The sequence below is a fragment of the Oryzomonas sagensis genome (assembly GCF_008802355.1).
Classification (GTDB): domain Bacteria; phylum Desulfobacterota; class Desulfuromonadia; order Geobacterales; family Pseudopelobacteraceae; genus Oryzomonas; species Oryzomonas sagensis.
In genome coordinates this window covers 1-15,457 of the sequence record NZ_VZRA01000002.1, presented here as the reverse complement: position 1 = coordinate 15,457, position 15,457 = coordinate 1, and the positions used below count along the sequence as shown (strand labels likewise).

The 15,457-nt window shown below is 50.7% G+C and carries 19 protein-coding genes; 17 read left to right on the top strand and 2 right to left on the bottom strand.

Annotation, left to right across the window (positions count from 1 at the left end):
- The first annotated feature begins 12 nt into the window (after nt 1-12).
- The 16 genes from F6V30_RS07965 (at nt 13) to F6V30_RS07900 (ending at nt 13,160) form a co-directional block, all read left to right on the top strand.
- Nucleotides 13-1,938, top strand: coding sequence for a site-specific DNA-methyltransferase (locus F6V30_RS07965; protein WP_151156463.1), 1,926 nt, complete (start codon nt 13-15; stop codon nt 1,936-1,938).
- An 8-nt stretch (nt 1,939-1,946) separates the two neighbouring features.
- Nucleotides 1,947-4,925 carry a restriction endonuclease gene (locus F6V30_RS07960; protein WP_151156462.1) on the top strand — a complete coding sequence of 993 codons (2,979 nt, stop codon included), beginning with the start codon at nt 1,947-1,949 and terminating at the stop codon, nt 4,923-4,925.
- A 306-nt stretch (nt 4,926-5,231) separates the two neighbouring features.
- Nucleotides 5,232-5,438 (top strand): hypothetical protein, encoded by a 207-nt coding sequence (locus F6V30_RS07955; RefSeq protein WP_151156461.1) that lies wholly within the window; start codon nt 5,232-5,234, stop codon nt 5,436-5,438.
- A gap of 26 nt (nt 5,439-5,464) precedes the next feature.
- Nucleotides 5,465-5,674 (top strand): DUF7706 family protein, encoded by a 210-nt coding sequence (locus tag F6V30_RS07950; protein ID WP_218043316.1) that lies wholly within the window; start codon nt 5,465-5,467, stop codon nt 5,672-5,674.
- A gap of 173 nt (nt 5,675-5,847) precedes the next feature.
- Nucleotides 5,848-6,027, top strand: coding sequence for a hypothetical protein (locus F6V30_RS17050; protein WP_191965618.1), 180 nt, complete (start codon nt 5,848-5,850; stop codon nt 6,025-6,027).
- A complete protein-coding gene (locus F6V30_RS07945) occupies nt 6,002-7,657 on the top strand; it encodes a recombinase family protein (RefSeq protein ID WP_151156460.1) in 1,656 nt (551 codons plus the stop codon). The genes F6V30_RS17050 and F6V30_RS07945 overlap by 26 nt, the downstream gene beginning before the upstream one ends.
- Before the next feature lie 198 nt (nt 7,658-7,855).
- On the top strand, nt 7,856-9,175 hold the full coding sequence (locus F6V30_RS07940; protein ID WP_151156459.1) for a tyrosine-type recombinase/integrase: 1,320 nt from the start codon (nt 7,856-7,858) through the stop codon (nt 9,173-9,175).
- A gap of 104 nt (nt 9,176-9,279) precedes the next feature.
- The gene (locus tag F6V30_RS07935; protein ID WP_151156458.1) at nt 9,280-9,597 is read left to right on the top strand and encodes an addiction module antidote protein; all 318 of its coding nucleotides are present in this window, start codon (nt 9,280-9,282) and stop codon (nt 9,595-9,597) included.
- Between the two features lie 225 nt (nt 9,598-9,822).
- Nucleotides 9,823-10,041, top strand: a complete 219-nt coding sequence (locus tag F6V30_RS07930) for a helix-turn-helix transcriptional regulator (RefSeq protein ID WP_218043314.1) — start codon at nt 9,823-9,825, stop codon at nt 10,039-10,041.
- 3 nt (nt 10,042-10,044) lie between these two features.
- Complete coding sequence (locus tag F6V30_RS07925; protein WP_151156457.1) at nt 10,045-10,299, top strand: hypothetical protein; 255 nt, start codon at nt 10,045-10,047, stop codon at nt 10,297-10,299.
- A complete protein-coding gene (locus tag F6V30_RS07920; protein WP_151156456.1) occupies nt 10,299-10,724 on the top strand; it encodes a hypothetical protein in 426 nt (141 codons plus the stop codon). Before F6V30_RS07925 ends, F6V30_RS07920 begins: the two co-directional genes overlap by 1 nt.
- A 136-nt stretch (nt 10,725-10,860) precedes the next feature.
- Nucleotides 10,861-11,013 (top strand): hypothetical protein, encoded by a 153-nt coding sequence (locus F6V30_RS17045; protein WP_191965617.1) that lies wholly within the window; start codon nt 10,861-10,863, stop codon nt 11,011-11,013.
- Nucleotides 11,010-11,393, top strand: a complete 384-nt coding sequence (locus F6V30_RS07915; RefSeq protein ID WP_151156455.1) for a hypothetical protein — start codon at nt 11,010-11,012, stop codon at nt 11,391-11,393. Before F6V30_RS17045 ends, F6V30_RS07915 begins: the two co-directional genes overlap by 4 nt.
- Nucleotides 11,390-12,112, top strand: a complete 723-nt coding sequence (locus F6V30_RS07910; protein WP_151156454.1) for a hypothetical protein — start codon at nt 11,390-11,392, stop codon at nt 12,110-12,112. Before F6V30_RS07915 ends, F6V30_RS07910 begins: the two co-directional genes overlap by 4 nt.
- Before the next feature lie 104 nt (nt 12,113-12,216).
- A complete protein-coding gene (locus F6V30_RS07905) occupies nt 12,217-12,510 on the top strand; it encodes a hypothetical protein (RefSeq protein ID WP_151156453.1) in 294 nt (97 codons plus the stop codon).
- Nucleotides 12,507-13,160, top strand: a complete 654-nt coding sequence (locus F6V30_RS07900) for a hypothetical protein (protein WP_151156452.1) — start codon at nt 12,507-12,509, stop codon at nt 13,158-13,160. Before F6V30_RS07905 ends, F6V30_RS07900 begins: the two co-directional genes overlap by 4 nt.
- A 60-nt stretch (nt 13,161-13,220) precedes the next feature.
- Here F6V30_RS07900 and F6V30_RS07895 read toward each other — a convergent pair whose 3' ends face one another.
- On the bottom strand, nt 13,221-13,751 hold the full coding sequence (locus tag F6V30_RS07895) for a hypothetical protein (RefSeq protein ID WP_151156451.1): 531 nt from the start codon (nt 13,749-13,751) through the stop codon (nt 13,221-13,223).
- 31 nt (nt 13,752-13,782) lie between these two features.
- Nucleotides 13,783-14,625, bottom strand: a complete 843-nt coding sequence (locus tag F6V30_RS07890; protein WP_151156450.1) for an ADP-ribosylglycohydrolase family protein — start codon at nt 14,623-14,625, stop codon at nt 13,783-13,785.
- Between the two features lie 187 nt (nt 14,626-14,812).
- Between F6V30_RS07890 and F6V30_RS07885 the strand changes: the two genes are divergently transcribed.
- Nucleotides 14,813-15,457: ADP-ribosylglycohydrolase family protein (locus tag F6V30_RS07885; protein WP_151156449.1), on the top strand; the 645-nt coding region annotated here is incomplete at its 3' end.

Below are 15,457 nucleotides of genomic sequence, written 5' to 3'. Positions count from 1 at the left end.
TCGGGAGAAATTATGACTGTTGAACCTGAAAAGCTAGATTTAGCTTCCCATGATATGGCCGAGGAGAAGCGCCTTGAACTGCTGCGGCTCTTCCCGGAAATCCGCACCGAAGGCGGCAAGATTGATTTTGAACGCCTGAAGCTGGCGCTTGGCGAACTGGTTGATGTTGGTAAAGAGCGCTATAGCATGAATTGGCCGGGTAAGGCCGAGTGCTTTAATACCATTCAAGCCCCAAGCATGGGAACTCTGCTTCCATGCCGAAAAGAGAGCGTTGACTTTGACGCTACGGAAAATCTGATAATCGAGGGAGACAACCTCGAAGTACTGAAGCTGTTACAGAAACCCTACCTTGGCAAGGTCAAGATGATATACATCGACCCTCCATATAACACGGGTAACGACTTTATATATCCTGATAACTTTTCGGAAACCTTGCAGACATACCTTCAGTACACGGGGCAGGTTGACTCCGAAGGGCGTAAGTTTGGCACCAATACTGACGCAGATGGAAGATTTCACTCCAAATGGATTAACATGATGTATTCAAGGTTATACCTTGCAAAAAATCTCCTTACACAAGATGGAGTTATTTTTGTCAGCATTGACGATTGCGAACTAAACAATCTTGTTCGTATTTTAGATGAAATCTTCGGAGAAGACAGGCGCTTGGGATGCATCACTGTTGTAAGCAATATGAAAGGAAGAAGCGACGACAAGTATTACGCTACAGCACATAACTATCTCCTGGCCTATGGTAATGACTGCTTTACTACCAATGGTGTTCCTTTGCCTGAAGAATATTTGGATGAATATCCTGAAATTGCCGAAGATGGCAGAAGATATCGCCTGCAGGGTCTAAGGAAACGTGGTGCTGGTGCAAGACGAGTGGACCGCCCTAACATGTTTTTCCCGATTTATGTCGATACAAACAGCAAAAAGGTTTCCCTTGTTAGAGGCGAACAATTTAATGTTGAGGTTTTACCTAAACTTTCTGATGGGGAAGACGGACGTTGGCGCTGGGGGAGAGATACTGTAAGCGACCGGCTGGTTGAACTTTGTGCATCTAGGGTGGGACCTGATGGGAGATGGGATGTCTTCCAAATTGATTACGCTGAAAACTCTGATGGAGCGAAAAGAATCAAACCTAAATCAGTGTGGATTGGGCCTGAGTTTTCCAACGAAGCCGGAAACTTAGAGTTAAAAAGGCTGCTTGGCAAGACCACGTTTGACACTGCAAAACCGGTCGGTCTCCTGACATACTGCATCGAACAAGCACTAGGAAAAGATGGCATCGTCCTTGATTTTTTTGCTGGGTCCGGCACCACCGCACATGCAGTCCTCGACTTAAATAAAAACGACGGGGGAAGCCGGAAGTTTATCCTTGTCCAACTTCCAGAGCCCACTGATAGAACAGATTATCCAACGATTGCAGAAATTACTAAGGAACGGGTTCGACGTGTAATCAAGAAATTGGAGGACGACGGAGCTGGTAAGCTCGACCTCGACGGTACCGCCAATCAAGACCGCGGGTTCCGTGTTTTGAAGCTCGCAGAGTCGAATTTCAAACCCTGGAACGGAAATGTCCCTCACGATTCTCAAACTCTGGAGCAACAGCTTGAACTCCATATCGACCATATTCGCCCTGACAGGACAGCCGATGACCTTCTGTACGAAATCCTGTTAAAGAGTGGCTTTTCTCTCACCACTCCGGTTGAAAAACTAACTTACAGTGACAACTCGGTATTCAGCGTTGCCGGTGGAGCACTCCTTATTTGCCTTGAGCGAACCCTCACCATTGAAGTGATTCGAGCTATGGCCGAGGCGCAACCTGAGCGTGTTATCTGCCTTGACGAAGGTTTTGCTGGCAACGACCAGCTCAAGGCCAATGCTGTACAAATTTTCAAGACCAAGGGCGTCATAAGCTTCAAGACGGTGTGAGGTAACACATGAAGATACAGTTTGATGCCAACCAACAGTTCCAGCTGGATGCCGTATCCGCTGTGACCGAGCTGTTTGAGGGGCAACCGCAAGGTTCACCCGAATTCGCGGTTATTAAAGTGGACAGCTATGGTGAACTGTATGCTGGCATAGACCGCACCGAACTGGGGGTAGGAAACCGGCTGCTGCTGGATGAGACAGCATTGACCTCGAACGTGCGGACAATTCAAGCGACGAACGATATTGAAAGCGGCGACATTGCCGCGCCGCTTGAATCATGGAAGCTTTTCGACATCCCGGCCAATCGGTCCCGACGTTGCCCCCATTTTTCCGTAGAGATGGAAACTGGTACCGGCAAGACCTACGTCTATTTGCGTACCATCTTTGAGCTGTCGCGGGAGTATGGATTCCAGAAATTTATCATCGTTGTGCCGAGTGTAGCCATCCGCGAAGGTGTTCTGAAGAACATCGAAATAACCGCAGAGCACTTCCGGGCGCTTTACAACAACCTGCCATTTGAGCACTTCGTGTACGACGCGAAGAAGGTGAACCGCCTCCGTCAGTTCGCCACCAGCAACACCCTGCAGATTCTTGTTATCAACATCGATGCCTTTAGAAAAAACTTCACCGGCACCGAGGCCGAGCAGAAGAGCAACGTCATCTACAAGGAAAGTGACAAGCTTTCCGGTCGGCAGCCTATCGAGTTCGTCCAGGCAGCACGCCCCATAGTCATCATCGACGAGCCGCAGAGCGTCGATGCAACCGACAAGGCCCAGGAAGCCATCAAGGCGCTCAACCCGCTCTGCACGTTGCGATATTCCGCCACACACCGCAACCCGTACAACCTTGTCTATCGTCTGGACCCGGTGCGGGCCTTTGAGCTGAAGCTGGTTAAACAAATCGTAGTGGCCAGCGCTGCTGCAGAGGGCGCGGCCAATGATGCTTTTGTCCGGGTGGAGCAGATTGACTACAAGAAGGGCATCAAAGCCAAGCTGCGCATCCATGTACAGACCGACGAGGGGCCGAAAGAGAAGCCTGTAACTGTCAAGCAAGGAGCAGACTTATACGCCCTTTCCGGGGAGCGTGCCATCTACGCCCAAGGCTATTCCGTGGCTGAAATCAATGCCGAACCGGGCAATGAGTATATCCGTTTCAACAATGGCCGGACGCTGCGGCTCGGCGAAGAGAGCGGCGGTATGCGAGATGATGTCTGGCGGACCCAGATTAAGCACACCGTCAAGCGTCACCTCGAAAAAGAACTGCAACTGCGAGAACGTGGCATTAAGGTGCTGTCGCTGTTCTTCATCGACCGGGTTGCCAATTATCGCGATTACGACGAGGCCGGACAACCGGTGCAGGGGAAGTTCGCCACAGCCTTCGAGGCGGAACTGTCTGCGTTGGCCAAGGAAGAGCGATACAAGCCTCTTGAATGGCTACAGCAGCCGATGGAGAAGCTCCACAACGGCTATTTTGCCCAGGACAAAAAGGGAGTCCTCAAGGACACCCGAGGCGATACCCAGGCCGACGACGAGGTGTATAACCTCATCATGAAGGACAAGGAACAGTTGCTCTCCCTTGACGAGCCTTTGCGCTTCATATTCTCGCACTCAGCTTTGCGCGAGGGATGGGATAACCCGAACGTCTTCCAGATATGCACCCTGAACGAAACCAGAAGCGCAGTGAAGAAACGTCAGGAGATTGGACGTGGATTACGCCTGCCAGTGGACCAAGACGGCAAGCGGGTTTTCGATGAATCGGTGAACAAGCTCTACGTCATGGCTAACGAGAGCTATGAGGACTTTGCGCGGGCGCTCCAGACCGAATATGAAGAGGAGTGCGGCGTCAGCTTTGGGAAGGTGCCCATTACCGCGATTGCCAAGCTTGTGCAGGTCGTAGATGGCGAGGAGAAGCACATTGGCCGCGATGCAGCAGAGGTCATAAAGACTGCGTTAGTTGCGCAAAGGATGCTCGATGCAGAGGGACGGATTCAGCCTGCCTTCAATCCCAAAGGGAAAGATTTCAAGATTGAACTGCCGGAGGAGCACCGCGACCTAACTGCAGCCGTAATTGACCTGCTGGCCAGTTATCAGATTGAGCGCCATATCCGTCGTGAGCGCGACGACGGACCGAACAAGCTGAAAAAGGAAGTTTATCTGACGCCCGAGTTTTCCGCCCTATGGGACAGCATCAAACCGAAGACCACCTATCGGGTGGAATTCGGCACCGATGAGCTGGTCATGCGAGCGGTATCAAGCCTGAAGAGGATGGAGCGGATTGAGAAACCCCACATCACGGTAAGCGCTGGACAGCTCGGGGTTGAAAAAGGCGGCGTCAGTACCCGAGCGGTAAGTGTGGCGGAGGAGCAGGTTGATTATCACGACCGACCGATTCCGGACCTGCTGGCATACTTGCAGAACGAGACGGAGCTGACTCGCTCAACACTTGTTCGCATCCTGAAGGAATCTGGCCGCCTGGAGGAGTTTTTCAACAACCCCCAGCGGTTCCTGGATGCCGTGGCTGCCATCCTCAAATATGAGCTTCACCGGCTGCTGGTGGACGGTATCAAATACGAGCGCATTAACGGCGGGGGAAGCGAAGCGGAATGGGAGATGCTGCTTTTCAAGAACGAGGAGCTGATAAACTACCTGACGGCCCTGCCGGTTAATAAATCGGTCTACGAGTATGTGGTTTACGATTCCGAGGTGGAGAGGGCGTTTGCCAAACGCCTCGATGAACGGGATGACATCAAGCTCTTCGTCAAGCTCCCAGGCTGGTTCAAGGTGGACACCCCCGTCGGCAGCTATAATCCTGACTGGGCTATCCTTAAACACGATGACAAGGCTCTTTACCTTGTCCGAGAAACTAAGGGAACGAAGGACTTTCTGAAACTTCGGACCAGCGAGGCAGACAAGGTGAGGTGTGGCCTTAAACATTTCGAGGCGTTAGGGGTGCCATTCGCGGTTGCTGTCACTGCGGATGAGGTATAGGCGAAAAAACTTTTTCAAGTTAGTTTCAGAGAATGGGGCTACTAAATCATCTTGACTCGGTCTCGTATCGGGCTGTTTTTCCAATGGTTTTCGTAAAAATCCTCTTGCGTTTTGATTCGCCGTTTGGTAAGAGGTAAGGAAATTGGATATTTTATACTCATAGTTAATCTTTAAAAAATATATCTAAGCCGCCGCTAGGCAATAAATGTGTCGCTGTCACAGTTATTGCCGTCGTGCGCTCTGAAAAAGCCCGCTGGCATCACTGTCAGCGGGTTTTTTTATTCTGCCACGAAAGGGGGTGAAACCATGAGAACAATTACTTACGAACCGAAATCCTGTTACAGCCTGGAGGAAGCAGTAGAAGTAATGAAAAATTATGTCACTGTTGAATGGCTCAAAGCACTGGAAAAACAGGGGAGGGGTATTCCGTACTTCTACAAGGGGCGTATGATTAAAACCATTAAAGCTGAAGACCTGTTCGAATGGATACGTGAAAACTTCCCGCAAGAGTAGTTTGCTGAACGAAAGGAGATGATGATATGCCTTCCAAAATTTATTCCCAGAAGATGGTGCAATTCTCGGTAGATATGACGGAGCAGGAAGCGTGGGCGCTCGCGCAATTTATCAAACGCTCACGGTGGCAACAGTACAGAGACAACGCTGTGGACGAGGAGGATGCATACAATATGATGGATGCCTTGTCCGCGGTACGCGATGCTTTGGCGAAAATCAAGTTTTCTCCACGGTAACAGGTTCTGTCTGTCTGTAACTCAGGCTCATTTTGCATATCGAAATGAGCCTTGATTTTTTATTTAATTAACTCCAGACGCTTGTTCTCTAAGTGATAAATATACTTTAAACAATTTTTGCAAGATATAGTTTCACGCAATAAATATGGATTTCGTATCTCAAGGAAAAGTGCATGAGAGAGAAATTCAGTCATAAAATGGTATCTGAGTCAATTAGAATGTGGTATAATATGACTCAAATAGAGTTAACTGGGTATGATGCCAGTGACATGCTAAGTAATGTTACTGACTTTGTATTATTATTGAATGAGTGGGATGAAAAAATAAATGAGAAGAACTGGTACAAACAATAAAAAACATAGCTTTGTTAATCGTGTAGTGGTTAGCTACGTCCGGGTTTCTTCCAAAGAGCAGGAAAAGGAAGGATTCTCAGTAGAAGCGCAAACCAAATTGCTTGCAAGCTATGCATCTGACCGGAAATTAGTGATTGATAAAGAATTTAGAGATATTGAGACAGCAAAAAGAACCGGCAGGCTTGGCTTTAATGAAATGGTTGGCTTCTTGAAGAAATCTCAGAAAGCGAATCCTGCAGCCTCCTTGGTTATCATCACTGAAAAAACTGACCGTCTTTACCGTAACATTGGCGACTGGAGCACGCTCGACGGCCTCCATGCGGAAATTCATCTGGTCAAAGAGAACTGCGTCCTCTCAGACGACTCGCGCTCTGCAGAAAAGCTAATGCACGGCATCCGGGTGGTCATGGCCAAAAACTACGTCGAGAACCTGAGCGAGGAAACCAGGAAGGGGATGCTGGAAAAGGCACAGCAGGGCTTATGGCCCTCTTTCGCCCCTTTTGGATACAAGAATGTCCTCAGCAAATCCGGCAAGAAGGTCATTGTTCCAGATGAAACCACTGCTCCTCTCGTCACAAAGATTTTTGACCTTTATGCTACGGGAAATCATTCCTTGGACACGATTGTAAAGCAGTTGTCCGGGCTCAATTACCGTAGCCGCATGCGCCGCAGAAAGAAGAAACGTCAAGATGCAACCGGTGAAACGATACTGGAAGAAGGCCCCGAGACCGTGCAATTCGGGAAAAGCCTGATTCATAAGATACTTACCAGTGTCATTTACACCGGAGATTTCTTTTGGAACGGAATCAAATACAGTGGTTCTCATGAGTCAATAATCTCCCCCGAGCAGTTCGAGAAAGTTCAGCAGTTGCTTTCCGGCAATGGCCGCTGCCCGTCACAACCGGCTAAGCATCATTTCTTATTCCAGGGCCTTATTGCTTGCGGTCACTGCGGTTGCGCTTTAGTTGCTGAAATTAAAAAAGGCAAATACATCTACTACCACTGCACCAAAAACCGTGGAAACTGCCCTGCCCCCTATGTACGCGAAGAAGAACTTGAGCGCCGATTCCTGGCTTCCATAGAGGCAATTAAGGTGAGTGACGATGTTCTCAAGTGGGTTGTCGCTGCGCTCAAGGAAAGCTACGCGGACGAAAGGCGCGAACACCAGGAAGTCGTTTCGGCCTTGCTGGCTCGGAAGCAAAAATTGAGCGATTACCTTGAAGCTGCGTACACAGATAAACTCGACGGGGTTATTTCGAGTGATTTTTACGAGAAGAAAACCAGGGAGTGGCGGGCGGAGCAGGATGATATCCGACGGAAGCTGGAGATTCGGGAAGGTGCTAGCCGGTCATATATCGATGATGGTGTTCGAGTGCTCGAACTCTCGCAACGTGCCGGAATGCTTTACAAAATGCAGCCCGTGGAGGAAAAGAGGAAGTTGCTTAAAATTTTACACTCGAACTCGGTTTGGAAGGACGGCGAGTTGGTTTGCAGTTACCGAAAACCATTCGATTTACTAGCACTTACGAATAACCGGCATAAACAAAAACAGGCCGGTTCCTCTTCGGAAACCGGCCTGCGTTCAATTTGGCTCCCCAACCCGGACTCGAACCAGGGACAAGGTGGTTAACAGTAACCATGCCATTGCGTTTCTAGCTATCTCACCCCATCCAAGCAAATTCCACGATATACCCATATAATCTTGACAATGCTGCTTTTGCGGATTAATCTTTGTCTCAAATCATCTCTTGATATTTCAATACAGCCAGCACAAATGAGGTTGCACAAGAGGTTGCACAACTCCATGCAACCCCTGAAAGGGGGTCTTATGAAATTTACCGACTTTTTCATCCAGTCACTCAAGCCAGAGGAAAAGAAATACTACAAACGAGAGGCCAACGGTTTCACAATTCGGGTTATGCCTTCGGGTGTAATGACGTGGCTGTACGTCTATACCTTTGATGGCAAGCGTAAAGAGATGAACCTGGGCAAGCTCCCCGGTGTCACTCTCAAGGAGGCTCGGAAACGCTACAACGCTGCATATAACAGGCACCAAGAAGGATTTGACCCCGGCGCTACAGACCGCCTAGCTAAAGAAGAGCGCCGGAAGGCCCCCACGGTTTCCGACCTTGTGTCTGACTACATCGACCGTCACGCCAAGCGCTTTAAACGGTCATGGGCAAAGGATGAGCGCATCCTTAACCGGGAAGTGGTCACAGCATGGGGCAACCGCAAAGCCGCCGACATTGTTAAGCGGGACGTTATCCTGTTGCTTGAAAAGATCGTTGACCGTGACGCGCCAGCAATGGCAAACAACACCTTCCAGATCATCCGCAAAATGTTCAACTGGGCTGTAGAGCAGGACATCCTCCCACATACCCCCTGTACCGGCGTAAAGCTCCCCTCCCCTAAGCTGTCACGCGACCGCGTACTATCTGAGGCCGAAATAAAAACCTTGTGGTCAAGCCTCGACAGAACCGACCTCTGCATGTCCGATGATGCACGCCGGGCCTTGAAGCTGATACTCGTTACAGCACAGCGTCCTGGGGAAGTGATCGGGATGCACTCCGGCGAGATTGACGGCCAATGGTGGACAATTCCAGCGGAGAGAGCAAAGAACGGGAAAACGCATCGCGTATATTTGACCGCTACAGCTCTTGCACTGATTGGGCCTCTTAAAGTCCTAGACGATAAAACCGGCGAGATGAAGACGAAGGGCTATATCTTCCCTTCCCCGGTCAAAAAATCCAAAAAACAGCCCGGTAAGGAAATCATCAAGCCGTTTGGTGATACGGCGCTTGCCATTGCCGTTGGCCGGAACCTGGCTTATCCCCTGGCCGATGCCAAGGGCAAACCGCTTTACACCAAGGATGGCAAACCGGCTACCGAGAACCGCCTGAGCATTGACCATTTTACCCCGCACGACTTGCGTCGGACGGCTGCGACCTTCATGGCGAAATCCGGCGAAATGGATGAAGTCATTGACGCCGTGCTGAACCATGCCAAGCAGGGAGTAATCAAGGTTTACAACCAATATCGCTATGACAAGGAAAAACAGGCGGCGCTTGAGACCTGGGAACGGAAGCTGAACAGCATCATCACCGGGACGGAAAGCAATGTCATTGCGCTACGCCGCAAGGTTGCATAGACCGGGGTGTCGCGTCTATTACGCCATGAGCGGCAAGTCAACACAGAGCAAGGACATTGAGACAGCAAAACGGTACTGGCAGGATTATCAAGCGAGGTGACACCATGAGTAATAAATCAATCCCCTGCAAAGAAGAACTCTCAGAGTGGTTACAGGACGCAGGGAATGCAGCGGAGTACATCAATGCCGCCATTGAGGACGGGGATAGGGCTGTGATGCTTCTGGCGCTCCGAGACGTGGTAACAGCTCGGGGAGACATGGCCACGGTAGCCGAGAAAGCGCACTTGGGCCGGGAGAACCTTTACAAGATGCTATCGAAACGAGGTAATCCAGAATTCAAGACCATTGCCAGTGTCCTGCACGCTATGGGGTTGCGCATGACGGTGAAACCAGCCACAGAGCAGAAACGGGTTGCCACATAAGCCCCCCCTGGCGCTAAGCACCGTTCACTTCCGATACTTACAAGTAATTAAATTTATTGAAATTTTTTCCTTGACGACATGAGTGCTCCTGGTAATTATTGGGACCATGAGAGCACGACTGGGACATAGAAGGCATGCGAGGTTTGATCGCTGAGAGTTGACTCTGCGAGATGCCCCCATGCCTTTTTTATTGCCCTGGTCCCAAATACCAGTCAGGAGAACATCATGGATTCAAAACAGCATGAACGCCAGAGGTCGGCACCTCTGGCCAGTCACATCATCAGGATGCAGCACCTCCCCGGCATTGTCGGCCAGTCAAGATCGAATATCTACAGGCTTGAGGCAGCCGGGTTGTTCCCCCACCGCAGGAAGATAGGAAAAAGGGCGGTTGGCTGGCTCCGCTCAGAGGTTGAGGCGTGGTTGGCCAATACCAAGGAGGCGTAACCCATGTCCCCCAGTGAAAGAGTTTTCGAAACAGAGTCCATAGACCTTGCATCCTTCCTGGCCGCCAGCGGCTACCCCCCTATCATCCGCCGCAATGCCGCTGGCAATCGTGCTCTGTTCCTGTTCCATGAGTCTACCGAACTGAGCCGTTCCATCATCGCCTATGAGTCTGGGGCCGCACTTCCCGCAAAACGCCTACTTAATGCCAGATCGCGGTTGTTCCGTGAGGCGTCGGCTGCTGTGAAGGGGGCAAAGTAATGTTCGACCTCGAACCATACAAACACCCTGGTCATAAAGAACGCCAAGCGCCAGTTATCTCCCTGGAGGAGCTTTGCATCAAACGCCCAGAAGAAAGAACCCTCCCGTACTATTCACCAGTTGTAGAACAGCTTGAAGCCGACCAAGCATATCAAGAACTCAGCAACCAAGACCAAGGTAATTTTATGAGGTTGCTGCCCCTTTTGTGGCGGTCGAACGGATTATTGCCAGACTTCTCCAAGATTATTACCTCGTATTTGAGACTTACCGAAGATGAGTGGGCCGCCGCAAGGTCAACCCTCATCAACGTCAACCTTCTGGAGGTGTCGCCAGACAGATGTTATCTGCTGAACCGGGGTTTGCGCCAACAGTACCTGAACACCCTTGACGATTGTAATGGACGCAGAAGGAAAAAATCAGGGTGAGATTAGCTACAAAAACATATCAATTCATGTTCCCCCTCCAAGACAGAAGTAAAGATATAGGTAGAGGTAGAGATAGTTTGCCGTCGTCATTTGCCATTGTCACTTGCCGTCGTCATTTGCCGAAAGATTGAAATCTATGATCATCAACTATCAAGACCGCATTCGCCAGAGTCTGACCCGCTGGCAGCGTAACCAGAGGAAGGGCACCAAGGACAAGACGGTTGACCTGTCCGGCTGGCGGCAGACCGAGTTCAACTTTGATGAAAATAAAGAGGACCAAAAAGAATGAGCAACCACGATGATTTGAGAGAGCTGTATATGGAAATCTGTGACCTGTTCTACAGCAAGGCACCTGAAGTGGAGCTGCCTTTTTATCAGCGCCTTATCCGTTGTCTCGAAGTCTGCCAGTATTTTGTTGAACGCACAAACGGCAGGATTACCCGCGTCTTCTGGTGGTGGGCCATCCCCTCTGAAGACATCCCCCTCTCTGAGGATATCCAGTGGAACCCCGAAAACATCAGCACAGGCGACACGGCTTATATCGTCAACGGATATTCTGAAGCCGGAGAACTGAGCGCCCAAAGCCTCTGGGATGAATTCGGCGAAAGCCTGTTTGCCGCGTGTACGCAAGTCGCCAGCCACTTCCACACAGAAGGAGACCACCAATGAAACCTTGGAATTTCTTCGACCGCCTCATGGAACGTAGCACATGTTTCAAGGGCGGGAATAGCCAACAGCGCATTATCACCGCCGATCAAGTGGCAGCCGCCCAGATCGCTGCCAAGCAGTGGGACGACTACCAAGCGAGGGTGGCTCCGAGTGAAAATCAGTTTATCAAGGACGTGAGCCAGTCTCCGGCCAATCTGACTAACCGCCTCCAGGGCCAGACCAACGCCAACGTCATGCAGGCCGAAGCCAGCAGGCAGAATCCTACTCCGGGCGTTGATCCGGGACGGGCCAACAATACCAACGTCACCCCGGCGCTCTCCGGGGGCCTGTCAGCAGGTTACACCGCCGCCAGCAATACGGCACAGGATCAGTCAGCGAAGGGCTTGTCAGCAGCCGTCTCCATGGGCCGGGGCCAGTCAGCCGCCGCCCTTGATAGCCAGATGAGCCTTGCTGAAGGGTCAACCCAGGCCGCACTCACCAGACAGGCGGCAAATGCCGAAGCCAGTATGGCCGACCGGGGGGCCACCTTCGGGATGATCGGGAAGGGACTGGGAGCGGCAGGGGCTGTGGGAACGTACTACATGAATCAACCGGCCTTGTCCAACACTGACATCATGAGCGGGGCATCATCTGGCCCTAATGGCTACTCTGTCAGCCCTTCGGGGGCGATTGCTTGGAACAGTAGCCCGAATCAGACAGCCGGGTGGTTATCTCCGTAATAACCATATCCGCCTGATTGCAAAAATACCTATCTCGCGCTGGTGTAGGCTGGTGGAGACATTTTCATAGGTCAACCCATATCACCATAAGGAGCCGATAGACAATGGAGCTGAAATTCAATGTAAATGGTGAACCCGTTTTGCTGAGGTCGTCGGATATGTGTTACGAGATATGCCGCCAGCGTACCCGGACCGACAAGGCTACCGGAACAGATCAGGATATTTGGGTGCCGCTCATTTATCCGGCTACGCTGGAACACGCCCTCACCCGAATCATGGACATGAAGGTCAAAGCATCGGACGCCCGAACGCTGGCAGAACTAAAGTCCGTTGTTGAGGCCGCCCGTGAGGAAGTCTGCCGGGTCTGGGATACCAGCCTGAAGGGAGTCAAGGCATGAGTGGCGTAATTACCCCGAAGACCATCTTTGATAGAGATGTTCTTTACCAGCATCTGAAGAATCACCCCAATCAGGCCATTTCAAATCCTGAGTTGTGCGAACTGCTCGGACTGAGCAAGGGCAAGGGCGGAAGATACAAGCGGGATATTGTGAGCAGGCATATTACGGCCTTGCAGAAGGATCACCCGAACATCATGTCAAAAAAGGACGGCTACGTCTTCCTTGACACAATCCCGGCAGATGAGCGGATACTTACCGAGTTGATAAGCATGAAAGCTGAGTTGACCGAAATGAAGACCATGGTTGCCGGGGTGGTGGAGAAGCTGGTCTCACCACTTGTCACTGGTTCTGTTGTTACTGAAGCAGTAACCAGTGACAAGCCCAGCAACAAGAGGAGGCCGCCGAAAAGCAGCGCCCCTGTTGATCGGTCTCCCCTGATTGCAGCCTTAGCAGAGGCACAAAAGCAGGGGAGACCATACACCAAGACGGGGAGACCCGGCAGCAATGGGATTCATGCACGGGGGGGGGAACTGCCCGCGCCTTTCTGCTCAATCGGTCGTGACCGCCTGGAGCGGATCATCGCCGAACTGTTGCAGGCTGGGAAAATTGTGCAAGATAAAGCCGGTTTCCTAAGTGTTCCTTGTTACTGATATGTAATTCAGGGATTAGAACGGGGCGGCTCATTACCGCCCCTCTACAATAAGTGGGCATCAGCTTGATAGATAATTGATTATTTTCTTATCTGACAACATCTCTCCCACAGCTCTCATCAAGACAACACTGTATTGATCCGACGCGCCTCTTGGCCCCCAACTGGTTTTTGAGTCGATGCCAGTGTATTTTGAGGTGTATCCATCACCTGTTTCGACACTCATTATTACTTTTGATTCAATATTCCAGCCGAGGTCTGTAGCAATATAGTCTACGGATATTTTTATAACCTTTGACGCGTTTTGAGAAACATCGAGTCCATGTTTTATTAGCTCGCGCCCAGTAATAGCAATAACAGTATCAGTAAATTCCTTTGGATTTGCATATCCAACGCTACCGGCACGCCTAAGTATAACTATATTATCATTAAACGATTGCATATTTATTAAAGTCACTTTTCGATTTTGAAATATAGGAACAACATACCCTTCTAGCTCTGTTCCAGCGTCAGGGTGCATATAATAGTTTGAAACACAACCGCTCATGGAAATAATTGTAAAAATGATAATATTCAATGTAAAAATCTTCACATTTCACCTCCGCCATTCAGTTAATCACCCGCTAAAATTTGCCTAGTAATACGGCTAGTTCTAAAGCCTCGATACGAACAACCGGGTCAAGAGCCTTGCTCCACCTCTCAGGAATTGCCGCAAGGCCGTAGTGGCAGCCAGCCAGCCCACCAGCAAGGGCCGCCACGCTATCCGCATCATGCCCAGCGTTCACTGCCTGAGTAATGCAGTCCTCAAAGGTGTCGGTTGTAAAGAACCAATTCAGCGCAGAGGACAGGGAGTTTTTCACATCCCCCCGGTTGTTTTTCACCCCAACGGGCCTGATTCCAATCCCTCTTATCTCCATACCAATGTCGCGTTTATCTCCACCCGCCGACGCCGCCTGCAATGCCAAAACATACGACTGGACCGCCCTTGCCTGTAGGGAGGTGTTGTGGGTAAGCTCAACATGCCCCATGGCTTCCTGCCACGTTCTACCAGCCAGTGCGAAAGGAAGAACGCGGAGAAGGCCACCGTTGCCAAGCGTGGTATCATCCCCATTGCAGAGGCTGCCTGTCTTTCGGTATGCCTCCAAACCTCTACGGCAGGCGCTACCCACGTCTTTCGGCTTTGAGTCAAGCCATTCAAGGAGGCGGTCGGACATATCCTTGTAGTCCGGCTCCCCACACGTTGACACCAGAGACCGGGCGACACAAAGAGCCATTTGGGTATCGTCGGTACACTCCCCAGCCAATCGGCCTTTAATCCAGCCACCGGGGAGCATATCCACAACCCTACCATATTTTTTTCTGATCTCTCCGGGTGTCATGAATTCCACAAGTGCCCCGCAGGCGTCACCGCAGGCGAACCCGATTAGGCTACCGGCGACCCTGTTGAATTTTTCGTTATTGTCCATAAGCCTCCTTTGCTCTCATGCGTGAGAAAGTGATAATTTGTTGGATTCAGCACCATTACTTTGTTCTACTGATATTACTCATTTAAAAGCCGTAAAACCGAGATAACTCTATAATCTCATTGGGTTTAACTCTATGTAACTCATTGCAAATATTGCGCCACCCACGCCACCCTGCTATGCTGAAAACATGAAACGTCCTATTCTTGAGGCATTTAAACTTGGTGACAGTGTTGGCGCTCCATGGGAAACCAATGGGGCCACCTTGAACAGCTACACCTATGACGAGATTATGAGCCGGGCTGACCACTACCCGGATGGCACCGACGAAAGCGACATAGTTAATTGCTGGTGCCGTTTCATCGCAGACTACAACTTTACCACCATCAACAGCCTGCTACTCGACTGGTGTTTAATCCACTATGCCGGGCACCGGGCCACAAGTTACGGCCAAACGTGGCAGGACCATTTTTCCCTGATGAAGTCCCTCATAAAAAAGGGTCCCGTCAATCTCGACGCCATCCAGGCCATTGCCCAAGATCGCAACTCCTTCGGTAACGGGTGCCTCGCCCTGGTGTACCCTGTCCACTGCTACGCCCGAACGATTGAAGTTGACAGCCAGAAGCTGGTTGAAGCCTTCACCCGCCTTACTCACACCCACACGTTGGCTATAGAAGCAGTCGGATTGATCCATCGGGTCATAGTTGCCGCCGAGAGCAGGCTTGATGCTTTTGCCGGGCTTGACTTCATTGAGTTGACGCCGGAACAGTTCATTGAAAAGTACCCGAACAATGTCATGGTGTTAGATACGCTACGGTATGCCCTGTACTGTGTT

What these genes read in the sequence shown, in the direction of transcription:
- F6V30_RS07965 (WP_151156463.1), top strand. Translation starts at nt 13, where the DNA reads ATGACTGTTGAACCTGAAAAGCTAGATTTAGCTTCCCATGATATGGCC.
- F6V30_RS07960 (WP_151156462.1), top strand. Translation starts at nt 1,947, where the DNA reads ATGAAGATACAGTTTGATGCCAACCAACAGTTCCAGCTGGATGCCGTA.
- F6V30_RS07955 (WP_151156461.1), top strand. Translation starts at nt 5,232, where the DNA reads ATGAGAACAATTACTTACGAACCGAAATCCTGTTACAGCCTGGAGGAA.
- F6V30_RS07950 (WP_218043316.1), top strand. Translation starts at nt 5,465, where the DNA reads ATGCCTTCCAAAATTTATTCCCAGAAGATGGTGCAATTCTCGGTAGAT.
- F6V30_RS17050 (WP_191965618.1), top strand. Translation starts at nt 5,848, where the DNA reads ATGAGAGAGAAATTCAGTCATAAAATGGTATCTGAGTCAATTAGAATG.
- F6V30_RS07945 (WP_151156460.1), top strand. Translation starts at nt 6,002, where the DNA reads ATGAGAAGAACTGGTACAAACAATAAAAAACATAGCTTTGTTAATCGT.
- F6V30_RS07940 (WP_151156459.1), top strand. Translation starts at nt 7,856, where the DNA reads ATGAAATTTACCGACTTTTTCATCCAGTCACTCAAGCCAGAGGAAAAG.
- F6V30_RS07935 (WP_151156458.1), top strand. Translation starts at nt 9,280, where the DNA reads ATGAGTAATAAATCAATCCCCTGCAAAGAAGAACTCTCAGAGTGGTTA.
- F6V30_RS07930 (WP_218043314.1), top strand. Translation starts at nt 9,823, where the DNA reads ATGGATTCAAAACAGCATGAACGCCAGAGGTCGGCACCTCTGGCCAGT.
- F6V30_RS07925 (WP_151156457.1), top strand. Translation starts at nt 10,045, where the DNA reads ATGTCCCCCAGTGAAAGAGTTTTCGAAACAGAGTCCATAGACCTTGCA.
- F6V30_RS07920 (WP_151156456.1), top strand. Translation starts at nt 10,299, where the DNA reads ATGTTCGACCTCGAACCATACAAACACCCTGGTCATAAAGAACGCCAA.
- F6V30_RS17045 (WP_191965617.1), top strand. Translation starts at nt 10,861, where the DNA reads ATGATCATCAACTATCAAGACCGCATTCGCCAGAGTCTGACCCGCTGG.
- F6V30_RS07915 (WP_151156455.1), top strand. Translation starts at nt 11,010, where the DNA reads ATGAGCAACCACGATGATTTGAGAGAGCTGTATATGGAAATCTGTGAC.
- F6V30_RS07910 (WP_151156454.1), top strand. Translation starts at nt 11,390, where the DNA reads ATGAAACCTTGGAATTTCTTCGACCGCCTCATGGAACGTAGCACATGT.
- F6V30_RS07905 (WP_151156453.1), top strand. Translation starts at nt 12,217, where the DNA reads ATGGAGCTGAAATTCAATGTAAATGGTGAACCCGTTTTGCTGAGGTCG.
- F6V30_RS07900 (WP_151156452.1), top strand. Translation starts at nt 12,507, where the DNA reads ATGAGTGGCGTAATTACCCCGAAGACCATCTTTGATAGAGATGTTCTT.
- F6V30_RS07890 (WP_151156450.1), bottom strand. Translation starts at nt 14,625, where the DNA reads ATGGACAATAACGAAAAATTCAACAGGGTCGCCGGTAGCCTAATCGGG.